11 protein-coding genes are annotated in these 13,143 nt (G+C 39.8%); 2 read left to right on the top strand and 9 right to left on the bottom strand.

Annotation, left to right across the window (positions count from 1 at the left end):
* Nucleotides 1–2: 2 nt before the first annotated feature.
* The 7 genes from cas7c to ACE1TF_RS00800 form a co-directional block, all read right to left on the bottom strand.
* Nucleotides 3–860, bottom strand: a complete 858-nt coding sequence (gene cas7c / locus ACE1TF_RS00830; RefSeq protein WP_042403726.1) for a type I-C CRISPR-associated protein Cas7/Csd2 — start codon at nucleotides 858–860, stop codon at nucleotides 3–5.
* Nucleotides 857–2,737, bottom strand: coding sequence for a type I-C CRISPR-associated protein Cas8c/Csd1 (gene cas8c, locus ACE1TF_RS00825; RefSeq protein ID WP_375013518.1), 1,881 nt, complete (start codon nucleotides 2,735–2,737; stop codon nucleotides 857–859). Before cas8c ends, cas7c begins: the two co-directional genes overlap by 4 nt.
* A 6-nt stretch (nucleotides 2,738–2,743) precedes the next feature.
* Nucleotides 2,744–3,454: a type I-C CRISPR-associated protein Cas5c gene (gene cas5c, locus ACE1TF_RS00820; RefSeq protein WP_375013516.1), complete on the bottom strand. Its 711-nt coding sequence runs from the start codon at nucleotides 3,452–3,454 to the stop codon at nucleotides 2,744–2,746.
* A 383-nt stretch (nucleotides 3,455–3,837) separates the two neighbouring features.
* Nucleotides 3,838–6,318: a CRISPR-associated helicase Cas3' gene (cas3, locus tag ACE1TF_RS00815; protein WP_375013514.1), complete on the bottom strand. Its 2,481-nt coding sequence runs from the start codon at nucleotides 6,316–6,318 to the stop codon at nucleotides 3,838–3,840.
* A 106-nt stretch (nucleotides 6,319–6,424) separates the two neighbouring features.
* Nucleotides 6,425–7,447 (bottom strand): D-glucuronyl C5-epimerase family protein, encoded by a 1,023-nt coding sequence (locus tag ACE1TF_RS00810; protein ID WP_375013512.1) that lies wholly within the window; start codon nucleotides 7,445–7,447, stop codon nucleotides 6,425–6,427.
* Nucleotides 7,448–7,543: 96 nt separating this feature from the next.
* On the bottom strand, nucleotides 7,544–8,503 hold the full coding sequence (locus tag ACE1TF_RS00805) for a dTDP-glucose 4,6-dehydratase (RefSeq protein ID WP_375013510.1): 960 nt from the start codon (nucleotides 8,501–8,503) through the stop codon (nucleotides 7,544–7,546).
* Between the two features lie 14 nt (nucleotides 8,504–8,517).
* Nucleotides 8,518–9,273, bottom strand: a complete 756-nt coding sequence (locus ACE1TF_RS00800; RefSeq protein ID WP_375013508.1) for an SDR family NAD(P)-dependent oxidoreductase — start codon at nucleotides 9,271–9,273, stop codon at nucleotides 8,518–8,520.
* Between the two features lie 152 nt (nucleotides 9,274–9,425).
* Here ACE1TF_RS00800 and wecB point away from each other — a divergent pair, with 152 nt between their 5' ends.
* Together wecB and ACE1TF_RS00790 are read left to right on the top strand one after the other, a co-directional pair.
* Nucleotides 9,426–10,508 carry a non-hydrolyzing UDP-N-acetylglucosamine 2-epimerase gene (gene wecB / locus ACE1TF_RS00795; RefSeq protein ID WP_375013506.1) on the top strand — a complete coding sequence of 361 codons (1,083 nt, stop codon included), beginning with the start codon at nucleotides 9,426–9,428 and terminating at the stop codon, nucleotides 10,506–10,508.
* 73 nt (nucleotides 10,509–10,581) lie between these two features.
* Nucleotides 10,582–10,725 (top strand): lmo0937 family membrane protein, encoded by a 144-nt coding sequence (locus tag ACE1TF_RS00790; RefSeq protein ID WP_152549170.1) that lies wholly within the window; start codon nucleotides 10,582–10,584, stop codon nucleotides 10,723–10,725.
* 49 nt (nucleotides 10,726–10,774) lie between these two features.
* On the opposite strand, the gene ACE1TF_RS00785 is transcribed toward ACE1TF_RS00790, so the two are convergent.
* Together ACE1TF_RS00785 and ACE1TF_RS00780 are read right to left on the bottom strand one after the other, a co-directional pair.
* Entirely contained in the window at nucleotides 10,775–11,776 is a 1,002-nt protein-coding gene (locus tag ACE1TF_RS00785) for a glycosyltransferase family protein (RefSeq protein WP_042404300.1), read from the bottom strand.
* A gap of 1 nt (nucleotide 11,777) precedes the next feature.
* Entirely contained in the window at nucleotides 11,778–13,004 is a 1,227-nt protein-coding gene (locus ACE1TF_RS00780; protein ID WP_375013503.1) for a glycosyltransferase, read from the bottom strand.
* Between the last annotated feature and the right edge of the window lie 139 nt (nucleotides 13,005–13,143).

Below are 13,143 nucleotides of genomic sequence, written 5' to 3'. Positions count from 1 at the left end.
CGTTATTGTCCATGTAACACTTCTGGAGTGAGCCCTTCCAATTCATGTAACTCAACAGCGTAATTGTCTTCATCGAAAGCCGTTGGTGTTTCGGTCTTCGCTTTGATTTGTAGAGAACGGTGCACTTTCGCAGAAGAATATTGTCCGAGTGCTGATGAATGTTCCCACCAGTAGACGTTATGAACTTCCATGCTACCATCAGGACGAGCCGAAGACGTATCGTTTTCAAACAGTGTGACGAGCGCTTGTTTTATTTTTTCAGCGTCTTCATAGGTAAATCCAGTCTTTTCTGCAAGTTGAGTGTTAATGCTTCCTTTGAACAGGTACACTCCGAAGTCAACACGGTGTTTCATCCCCATTGTGTCTGAGCTTTTTTTGTCACCAGTGACAGAATTCACACTTTTGGTGATTTGTGTGCTTACGATATTGACTGGATCGATGCTTATAGCTGGGTGTATCGACACCGGTCCACGTACCCCTACTGATATTTTAGAACTACTAAAGGCAAACACTTGGCCAAAACTTCTTACATCCATCCAATTTTCACAAGCGATTATTGAGAACTGATCAACAGATGCTTTATTATCTTTTAACATTTTAGCTAAATTTTCATCAGATTCAGCTCTTGCTTTTAAACTTTTAAATCCATCATCTTTACGGTCATCTGATTGAACGAATACTGGTTGTCCCATGTCCTGCAAACGATTTCTTATTTTTCTTTTTATAGCTACATCAGAAATTTCACCATACCCCTCATAATTTTGACGCGGTCGATTTCCATTTAATGGATCACCATTCGGGTTTGCCTTTTCTACTGAAATTACTACTGCAAAGTCTATTTTCTTATCTAAATTTTTCAATTTGTATCCCCCTTCTTGATTTGGTTATAAAGTTCGTGACGTTGACTATAAAAGCCAAGTGAAAATAGATCAGATAAAGGTTCATTATTGAAATCTTTAAGCTCAAAATTCTTCATTACTTCTTCTATTCTTTCTAGATGAAAACGAATTGTAGCACCTTTTCTCACGTAGTAAGGTTGTAGCGATTGTTCAATTGTTGACCAAGTCCGCGTGGGGTTGTTTACAAAAGTATTCATATATCTCATGGCATTTGTTGCACGATTCGCTTCTAATTCACCACGTTCAAAAAAATCCGCAATTGCTAATAAGCGACCAAATAAATAACTTCGATCTGTTGTCTCTTTGTTTAGTGCCACATCCCAAAACTCCCCTCGATCCCAATAATTTTTTCGTATTAATGCACAGCTAATACTAAATAATTTTTCCCATTCATAAGATTTACTTGCCTTTGAGTTAAGTGCAATTGGATTTATCGCTCGGTTATACGTACTTCTTACAATATCTATTGGGATTGGCTTCTTATCAACAATGCAAGGAAGTACTCTTTCTATGAAACCTTTAACCACCTTGTCATGTACTCTAGGTCCATAAGCGGCATAAGCAATATCTTCCGTAGTAGGAACACCCCAAAAAGCTTTCTCTTTCTTATGTTCGTCTAAATATATGTGTCTCCATGCACATGTTTTATGCCAGTATATTAGATTGTCTAAATAAAGCTTTTGGTTTATATTCCTGTAATATACTATTGCTACTCTACCTTGAGTAGCAGAATCTAATATTAGGATACTAACTTCACTTTCAGGGTTAAGATTATTGATATATCCAGCAAAAGCTTTAAACAACTTATTAGCGATATGCCCACCGGTTTCTGCTTTAGTTTCCTTCACCTCTTGTTGACTAGTTGCTTGAATTACATCTGTACCATCATTCGGCGCAGGTAATGGTTCATCATTACTTCCCCAAATTATGACCACTCGCTCTTTAAATCTTCTACTTTGTTTTTGAATAAGCCACTTTAATGCATTATGCGCTTTCTGAGAAACATCATATCCAACACCGACAGCTTCATTTTTATGTTTAAACCTTCCTCTAAAACCAATGTTTGTTCCTGAAATTAATTTCCCGCTATCACCAGGATATCGGACTACAGCTGGGTGTATATTACTTAGATTAGTTTCGTTTCCATTAACATAACAAACTCCTTTTTCACCAAGTTGATCATTGTAAAATGTATTAAAGGACTCATACATCTTCTTATCTTTCCATACTGGACTATTTAATTTAGGAGACATTATGTTAAACCTTATAAACACTGAATGTTGCTCATTTACATATTCGAATACTTTAGGCTTTTTACCAAGTATATCTTCATAATCTTTATTCCACTTATTGATTAAAAGGTTATTCTGATCTACATGCAGTACGTTCTCGTCGATTAAATCTTCGATGAGTCTGCCTTTTTTCAGATATTCGTATATATTTTTAACTTGCATCGTCGAACTTTTAGAAAGAGACCACTTTTTCAAATTATCAATATATATTTCATGCGGAGTTTTACCTTTCCCTCTATTTTGACCTCCATACTTTTGAAAATCACCCGCTACATACATCAGCTTGTCATGTAAAGGATGCGGCTCTACATTGCTAGTACGATTTAAAGATTTCTCAGTACAAGGAAGAACAGTACTAACTTTTCCAATCACACTCGCTTCTAGAAAATCCCCCTCATCATCTATAGTTACCTCAATATGTGCTTGTTGCGCAGTATGTGCAATCGGCAATAAAGTAAATTCAGTTCCATCTTTCTTTTCTTCCCACACCCCGACCTGCTTTATATTCCTGTTGTAAGTATCATACAAATTATCTATCCAATTCATTGTTAATTATTCACCTCCAATTTGTTTTGACAATTTCTCTACTGACGTCATATTCTCATTTCCAAATTTTTTTGCTTCCATATCTTTTATGGTCCTTATTAATTTACATTCATGAGGTTTATCAAATTTAATGCGACCATTTATCATATCAACTTGCCATAGTCTGACTTCTAATTGATTCCTACCTGTTTCATCGGGATAATTAAAACCATGCACCATAGTCCCTAATTTGTGAATGCCACTTTTATCATAACTGCCTGCCCCACTTCCAAACTTGCATGGTTCAACATACCCTTGACATTCGCGAGTACCTAGAAAAATATCTCTTCTTCCCCCAGCTTTTAATGAACGTTGTAGTATATTAAAATGTTTTCCCTCATTGCGATCATATTCTAACTCAGGTCGATTGTAGTTAAATTTAAAATGTGCTTTTACTTGATACCGAACCCCTTTCAAATATGTGTAGCTAACCAAATCGTTATCTTCTGTGTAATCAACAGGGCGAATCCCTTTTGACTCCATTTCAATTACATTCATGACTCGAACTTCATCAATATAATAAATGATCGTTGGTTTCCAATAAATGGACATGCATATCCCTTTGAGTGCTTCATATGTGGGAACGCTATAGGACAACTTTTCCCCTCCAATTTTTGTAAGTGGATCAGTAAAAAGCGCATAGTCACCGTAAACTTCAAATTCTATTTGATTTTTCATAACTCACCTCTTATTCCAACGCCTTTTAAATAATAAAGGCGTTGGTTAGATTAAAACTTGATAAAGCGCCAAATTGACTCTCCCACTACTTTAATCAGCAATCCCAGTGTAATTTTGCCTAAAGTATGCTTAATACCTTTATTCAATAATCAACCTCCATTTTGTTGTTCTCAATACATCTAATGTGTAAATAGAATATTTGTGCCGATTACTTTCATTAAATTAATCATATTAATTCTTGAACTTGTAAATACATTTAGTTCTTAATTTTTATGGCAAAACATATTAATGTCACATCATTATTTCGTACCTTATTGGTACGTGGATTGAAATAAGAATTAATATGACTAATTTTAAAGTTTTTGTTTTGTGGGTAGTTGAGGTTAGTACATTAATTCTCTCAACTCCCCATCACCTTTCAAGTCAAGACCATACTCATCACTGTACCAATTCTCACGTAATTCAAAGAATGCTTCGTTAAGATGAGGTATAATTGCATTTCCATTTTTCAAAATTTTTAATTCATATTCCGAAACATTGATTGAGTATTGTTGCGATCGCTTTAATGTAATTGCCAATTCATCAATTTTTTTACTGCCTCCTAAATCAGCTATAATTCCTTTACCACCAGCACTTTCATTTCCATACGGAACTATGATTGAAATTGTTTTTTGATTAATTGCTTCAAAATTTTTAGCAGCTGTAGTCATGCTACTTTTCTGGATTAACGGAAAGCTCTCTATATTATTTAAATTATATTCATTAATAAACCCATTTAAATCGGTATTAATTGTAATGCTCGTCATTGTTAATTCATACTTTTTTATAGTGTAGTTAAAAACCCCTTTTCTTTCTTCATAAAATTTCTCAAAAAATTCTCTCATTGCTATTTCCCCAAACAAATTATGCTGATAACATGATGGTCGCTTAATATAATACCTTATCATTCGTTTAGAAATCGCCTTACCAACTTTGACATCGATTAACTTGTCTAACTCTTCTTCCGAATGGTCAATAACAAAAACATCTCTACTATCATCATTTCCATTTCTATTACAACGACCTGCTGCTTGAGCAATAGAGTCTAAGCCTGTAAGAGATCGAATAACACACTTGAAATCTACATCCACGCCCGCTTCTATCAGAGCTGTTGTAACACATACAAACGGAGTATTATATTCGAGCATTTTCTTTATTTCTTCTAACTGATCTTTACGATGTGCTGGACACATTGATGTACTTAGATGAAAGACTTGAATGTTTTCACTTTTTAACTTTCCATATAATTCCTTAACTACGCGCTTAGTATTAAGAATGATTAAAGTACTACCCCAATCTTTAATGCTTTCCCTTATCCACACTACGAGTGATTCGTTATTCATTTGCTGTTTAGTCTTATCCACTACATTAACGCGTTTAAAAGATTCTTCAATCGCTGGTGAATTATTTATGATTTCATCATTTTCATTTTTCATCAGTTTATATGCAATGTCTCCCAAAGTCGGTTGGGTCGCCGTGCAAAGTAAAATGCTAGAATTGGCTTTTTGATGCAGAAAATTAACTGCTTCATTAAATAATGACAAGCAATGTAAAGGGACCCTTTGAACTTCATCAAAAATAATAATTGAGTTGCTAAAATTGTGTAATCGCCTCGTATTTCGATTTCCTTTCGCATAGAACACATTTAAAAACTGGACCATGGTCGTAAAGATAATCGACGCTGAGAAATCTTCGGCAGAGAGTTTAAGCTTCTGTTTTTTTGTTAAGTGCCCGTCTTCAAATTCATCGCCACGGTCACCTGCATCCCATACGGATTCATCAATAAGGTTTGAATGGTATTCTAATAGATCGTCTGTCGCATCAAGACGGTCTCGAACTTCCTGAGCATTTTGTTCAATAATCGTCGTGTAAGGGACGATGTAAATGATTCGATCTTTTTTAAATTGCATAGCATGTTTCAACGCATAACGAAGGCTTGCGAGTGTTTTCCCGCCACCGGTAGGAATGGATAGTGTAAAGATTCCAGAAGGTTTCCTCGCGTACTCATCACACTGATCGGACATTTCTCTTCTAAGTACATTAATGGGCTCATCCCCATTGTCTTTATGTTTGAGCGATTCAAGATATTGCATCAACGTATAGTAATAGCGATTAAACTCTGGATTTACATCTGTAGTTATCGTTGAAGAAACACCTAGTTCAAATTCCCTTGTGTTCGTCCGGTCCGCATCGACCAAGCAACTAAAAACAAACTTCGTAATAAAAAAGCTTCCGTCAATCGCATATACGCCAAGTTGCTCAAGTTCTTCTACAGCTTTTACCACATAAGCCTCAAACTCAATCTCGCTCATCACTTCTTCATAGAAACGTTGTTTAACTTGTTCGTACTGAGGTAACGTTTCTTTTGTAATGCGTTTTAAAAATTGGGATTCATATTCAGGCGTAACGTAATCATGAAGATTACCATGATGAGAAATAATGGCATTTCCAACAATTTCTACAAGCAACTTTTCGTGAGATGAGCTTTCTTTTTGGTAATATTTCTCATAAAGGAGTTTTCCACCTGCGGTTGCATGATCAACGTCCCCTCTTTGCAAAATTGATTTCTCAGGTTCAAAAACCGCTTGATATAAATAAAGTTGAAAGTCATCACTATACTTCCCTAAATCATGAAGCAGTCCGGCTAAACCAGCCATGTATTTCATGTGTAACTTCGCCCCATGAGCTTCTGCTAAACCCTTTGTTTCCATTAAATGATCTCGTACGCACTGATCTTTTTTATCTGTTTCTCGATAATGAGCAACGAACATCGAATCCTCCGATAATTCTTTTGACCTATTAACATGGTTCTGTTTTTTTGGCATAACACCTCCTAAAATTCTACAATTTATTTTAATTTTTTATAAATTACGATGATAGTTACGTAACCAGCGTCGAGAAAGCCGGTTACGTAAACACCACTTGATGAACCTACACGCCCCCGCTCTTTCCTTGCAAGTAACCTTTCCAACGGTGAAGTGTGGTTTCGAATTCATCGTCTTGATGGATAGAATTGAGTGCTTCTAGTAGATGAATATGGGTAATGTGATACCCCCACTTTGCAATGTTTGGCGCTCCTGATGCGGTGGTATAGTGGGTCAAATCGTAAGCGGTACGGTTTCCTAGATCATAAAGTGATAGCATACGTTTGAGTGTACGCATTCCCGACTGAAACAGGTGATGAGCGTCTTCTTGATTGGAAGCGGTATGCAAATCATAAAGCCCAATTAAAGAGAACATGAACCCATTTAAAATAAAACTTGATGGCGTTGTGGGGCACTCTTCATAAAAGTCATACGTTTCCTCAAACTGAGCGCGCACACCGCCTTCAGCAACGGTTTTTTGAAAGAATGGAACGACGCGCACGGCTGCGTCTAAAAACCGTTTATCATTTGTCAGAAGTGTTGCTCGGCTTAACACGGACAATGCCATCCCTAGACCAATTGCAGAATACCACGGGTCACGAAGGGTAGAGACGCGATGAGGAAGAAAAGGATGGTCAAATGTATACGGCCACCCTCCAAGCTCATCTTGACGGTCGACGAGCCAGTTGGCAACGAGTAAGAATCTCTCGCGGTATTCTTTGGCGTTGTTCAGTAAATACAAACTGTAATTTTGTAGTCCGTACAATGAGATTGTTGAAGGATTGTACACCGGTTTACTACCGTGACTCGTTGTCGGTATACCCGTTTCATCAAAGGTTACTGCCCAATTTTCAACCCGGCTTAAGTCGTATCGAAAGTAGTTCCCTCTCGTTTCATAAGGAGCAATCGTTCGTATTTTTCCGTTCGTTAGACGGATGTCGAGCAGTCGTTCTCGACTCCAAAATGTTTTTTCTGTATTAAATGCTTGTTCGATCATTTGATAAGGCAAATAATATTCTCCATCAATGAACAATCCATCTGCTTCCCATTGCTCGTGTATTGAAACGCGAATGTTCGCTTTATCGGCCATAACAAAAACCCCTTTCTAAATAGCATACGCAATCAAAGGGGTTGTGGACGTGCATTCGTCAGGGGAGATGAACATATTTCTTGAAAAATGGGTAAATTACGTGTGCTTCTTCACCCAGTCAGCGCACGCCTTGATGCCATCTTGGAAGGTGGTCTTTTCATAATCTCCAATCATCGCTTTAAGCTTCGCTCTTGAACCACGGTGGTCCCTCACATCTGCTTTTCGATCTGGCTTTTTTTCGATCTGTCCTGAGTAATTCATTACTTCCGCTATCGATTGAATGACTTCTTCAATCGATAATTGTTGGTCAGTAGTAATGTTCACCGTCTCTCCTGCTTCAATCTTTTCGTATACGTTTAGGACGAGTTGAACTGTATCTTTCACGTACACAAAGTCTCGCGTTTGTTTACCCGAACCGTGAATTTCCGGCGCTTCATTCAGCAATATTTTTCGGATGGTTAACGGGATGACACCAGCGAGAGGGCCGTCAGCATTTTGTCTCGGCCCGTAATTGTTAAACGGGCGGACGATAAACGCATCCAAATCAAACATCTGTACATACGATTGGATCATAAGGTCTGCAGCTGCTTTTCCAGCAGCATAGGTGGTCGTTGGAAGAAGCGGATGTTGTTCATCCATCGGTTCATATTGCGCAGTTCCATAGGCTTCAGAAGAAGAGAAATGACAAAGCGTCTCAAAAGCCTGCTTTCGTTGAAGTTCTAGCAGACTTTTAATGACAACAACATTCGTTAAATACGCGTTGGCAGGATTCATAAATGAGTAGTTTAATGCTTTCGTTGCACAGTTGAATACGATGTTAATTTCGTGTTTTTCAATCAAGTACTCCAATGCTTCTTGGTTTTCTGCGTCATCGATGACAAACGTTGCTCCTCGTTTGATGGCCTGTTCGATGTTTGCTCGTTGTCCAATAAAAAGATTATCGATAATGACAACGTGTGCCGCGTCATCTAGTAGACGATCAACAAGATGACTGCCGATAAATCCAGCTCCTCCGACAATGAGAATATTTTTTCCGATTAGTGGTGCTCTTATCATACTTTCACTTCCTTTCAAATATTTGAACGAGATTGGCCCCCATCAACAGGGATCGTATTTCCGACAATCCAAGTGGCTTGTTCAGATGCAGCAAATAGTACGACACTCGCAATGTCAGGGGGCGTACCGATTCTTCCTGCCGGGATTTTCGCTTTCGCATAATTTTTAAGGAAGTCTGGATCGTTCGTGACCCGTTTTGTCCATTCCTCATTTGGGTGATACACTGCGCCTGGAGCGACGCCACAAACCCGTACGTTTTTTGCGATTGCTTCGGTACTAAACGCTTTTGTAAAGCTAATCAACGCTGCTTTGGCTGCATTATATGACGGGTTTCCTCCTGATTCTCTACCGTAAATTGAGGCCACATTCACAATCACTCCACCACCGTTCGTTTCCATCTCGCTCGCTGTGAGCTTTGACAGATGAAGGGGTGCGATATAGTTGATTTGCAGCGCTTGTTCAAAAGATTGCACGGGCGTATTCATGACCGTACTACCGATGCTCGCCCCTGCATTATTTACGAGAATATCAATGGTCCCTTGCTCACGATTAAATGTTTCGATTAAACGTTCCCGATCGTCATACGACGAAAGGTCGCATACATAATGAGATGCGCCGATATCCTTCGCAACCGTTACTAAGTCTCGCTCGTTTCTTGCCGACACCCCGACAGTTGCCCCTTCGTGTATAAATGCTTCGGCAATCGCTTTACCAATTCCGCGAGAGCCTCCGGTTACGAGTACTTTTTTTCCTTTTAAATTGAGTTCCATATACACCTCTCCAAAAACGTAGTCTCATGACTATATGATGAGCAGGCTTATTCCATACAACGGACGAAAAAACTAAAGGAATGCTTCATTAAAATAGACATATATTTTCTACAGAGAATCGAGGTACGGAAAGAAATTGGAGGGCGATTGTAGTGAAAATTATGACGGTCGTTGGGGCAAGGCCTCAATTTATTAAGTCCGGTGTGTTATCGCGCTTATTGGAACAAGATGAAGACTTTCAAGAAATCGTTGTTCACACTGGTCAACATTATGATCCGCTAATGTCGGACGTATTTTTTAAACAGCTCGCTTTAAAAAAACCGACGTACCAGCTTGCGATTGGTTCAGGAATGCACGGTGCGCAAACAGCAAGAATGATGATTGAAATTGAAAAACTCATGTACCGAGAGAAACCTGACATGATGCTCGTATACGGAGATACGAATTCTACGCTGGCAGGTGCGGTGACCGCCGCGAAACATCACGTGCCAATTGTCCACGTCGAAGCCGGACTTCGCAGTTTTAATCGGCAGATGCCAGAAGAAATCAATCGTGTCATTACCGACCATTTATCCACGCTGTTATTTTGCCCGACAGATGAAGCGGTGAGGTTGTTGAAAAAAGAAGGCATTACAAATGGGGTTTATCAGACCGGTGATATCATGTACGACGCCGTGCTTTATTACAAGGACGATGCGGCAAAGTCCGACGTGCTCGCTCTCCAAAAGCTAAACGCAGGCAAGTATTATTTAGCAACCGTACACCGTGCAGAAAATACCGATGACCCTAAGCGGTTAGCGGCGATTTTGGATGCGTTTGAAACCCTTGATGCACCTGTACTCTTTCCGCTACATCCACGAACGAGAAAGAAAATCGACAGCTTAGGTCTGCGCTCTTGTGAGCAACGGAAAAACATGATTGCCATTCACCCTCTCAGCTATTTCGATCTCCTACAAGCAGCTGCATCAGCTAAAGGAATATTAACGGATTCAGGTGGTCTTCAAAAAGAAGCCTTTATGCTAAAAGTACCATGTGTGACGTTACGAGAAGAAACCGAATGGAAAGAGACGGTGACAGCAAAATGGAACACACTCGTCACCCCTGACTCACAAACGAAAATATCCGAGGCGGTCTCCCGTTTGCAAAAGCCTGCGAAACACCCGAGTCTCTATGGAGAAGGAAATGCCGCCGAGCAGATGGTGCAACATATGAAGTCATGGACCCAACACGGGTAGCGCATAAAGGACAAACCGCTTCTCATATACATGAAAAAGGATTGAAGCCAGTAGAAACAGGGAGGAATTTGCGATGTTATGGACACTCGTCGGCATCATTATCATCTTGTGGCTTCTTGGGTTTGGATTTGAGGTTGGTGGGAATCTCATCCACATACTTCTCGTTGTTGCCCTCGTCGTCGCTTTGTTTAACCTCATTGGCGGACGAAGAGTTTAGCCGCTTGAAGTTGGGAGACTTGCCGTCATCGGCAAGTCTTTCTTTTTTGTTAGAGTGATTCGTACACTTGGATGTAACGATTTGCTACAACGTCTGGATGGTGATGGCGGACTACATAGTCACGTCCCGCAACCCCTAATTCTTTCCAGCTGTCTGGAGCTAATAGAAGCTTCTCTAACTCTTTAGCCAACGTGTCAGGATTGGCGTTCACAATTGGAAAATCATCGGGGTAGTGGTCTCTTACATCCGATCGAATGAAACAAATGACCGGTTTACCAAGAGCCATCGCTTCTGTCGACAAATAACCCGGTGCACCAATAAGCAATTGATCAATGACAATGTCTGCTTGAGCAAGACGTTTTTTTGTGTCTGCATGGGTCGATCCTTCTAACAGTTGAAAGTCAAAATCAAAGCCTGCTTGCTTGAGCTTCTCCATTGTCTCCATCACAACCGCTGTACCTTTCAACACACGACTCGTCGGAGCATGCACAATAAGAGGACGTTTTTTGGCTGAAGGGTAGTTCGGCGATAGCAAATCCGTGTCCAATGTATGAGGGACGACATGCACATGGGGGTACGTATTTTGAATATAGCCTTTTAACTCGTAATCTTGCACGAAAGCGTGGTCGATATATTCAGCTAATTTCTTCGTGTTGTTCTCGATTTTTTCTTCTGTCCATTCTGGCTTTATTTTCACATAAGGATTGTTTCTTTGAGCTAAGGAAGCTTTGCGAATATCCGACCCGTGATGATGAACGACCATCTTCTTTCCAGCTGCTCGAATGAGCTCCAAATCACTGCGGTCCTGAAAAAACGACTCTCCAAAATGGAAATGGAACACATCAAACTGTTGTATTGCCTCACGTAAATAGTCCGCAATACGTGAACGGTGTGTGTCCCTGTGAGTGTTTTGCAACTGCAAACATACATCCGGCTCAAAATGAAATGGGTGACCTTGAAAATGGCAAGATACCGCTTCAACACCTTTTCGTTTTAGTGCATCGCAAAGAGCAATCATCGGATATCCATACGGAATGTGTAGCACACGCATACTACTTAACCTCCTCGTTTAAAAGTGACCGATAAACCGCCAATAAACGGTCTTCCATTCTTCCCCAACAAAAAGACACTTCCATGATGCGTCTCGCATTTTCACTCAATTGATTAAGCATTTGTGAATCGTTATACAGCTGAAGAAAGGCATCGCGGTAATCTTCTGCAGATGCTTGTTTTTTGTGAATAACGGTCCCACATCTGTACTTTTCAAGAAAAGCCGCAAGATCATCACTTTCATTTACAACGACAGGCACCCCGTTCGTTAAATAGCTAAAGAATTTATTCGGCATGGCATATCGCTCATTCAGTGACGCATCGAGTCCATCTGAGTCAATCCAACCGATGTGAACATCTTTCATGTGCTCATGAATGTGAGCATAATCAACCCAACCTGTGAAGGTAATCACATCTACAAGATGACTAGGAATTTCAAGATGCTCATTAAATCGCGTGCCTCCTAATATCTTAAATTGAAAGGGCATCTCTTTTGCACAAAGTTCAGAAATGGCCTTTATTTTTTCCCAATTGCCTTTTCGGTTACTTAAATTGCCTTCAAAGCAGACCGTTAATCGGTCGGTCACCTTCGTGTTGGCAGGAGTATAATCGGTAAGCGGGGGAGAATTATAGATCACTTCTACAGGCACAGTCGGCTTCTTTGATTGATACCACTGCTTAATGGAATCCGATACGGTAATAATTTGGTCGACCTCATCCAACATCAACAGTAGCTTTTCATAGAGGTTCTTCTTTGTCGCTTCAGGATAGCGTTCACTTAACGGGTCCGGTGTCAGCTCATGGCTATCGTAAATGAGCTTAACCTTTTTTCCTTTATGTTCAAGCATTTTCCGCTTAATCCCTACCCCTGCAAACAGTGACAAATATTCATGAACATGATAGACGTCTGCATTCTCTTTGAGTGCGCGTTGGGTCAAGGGGTTTTGAAACGCCTGGTCCCAAACACTAGCGTCCTTTAATACTTTACTTAAATAATGTTTGCAACTTTCTGCATGATAAGTGACGATTTTGATTCCTTCATACGTGAACACTTTGTTTAAGTAATGCTTTTTATAAGGCGTTCCATCCACACCAAACAAATACCCTTGTTTCCGCGGGACGATCATCGTTACTTGATAGCCTTTCTTTTGCAAACTCTTTGCTTCTTTACGAAAAACTCGGGCATCTTGAAATGGATGTTCGACAACAACCATGCACACTTTTTTCATACCATTCTCCTTCTCTCTATCATTCAATATCTTCGTTCTCCTTATCCTATGGACTTGTTCTGTTTTTGCATCCTCATTGCTCCTATGTCTTTTAACTATTTTTTTGTAGGGGGAAACAGCACCTTCCAGTCGTTTCATG

Source organism: Geomicrobium sp. JSM 1781026, from assembly GCF_041949955.1.
Classification (GTDB): Bacteria; Bacillota; Bacilli; order Bacillales; family Marinococcaceae; genus Geomicrobium_A.
This window is presented reverse-complemented; position numbering and strand designations above follow the sequence as displayed.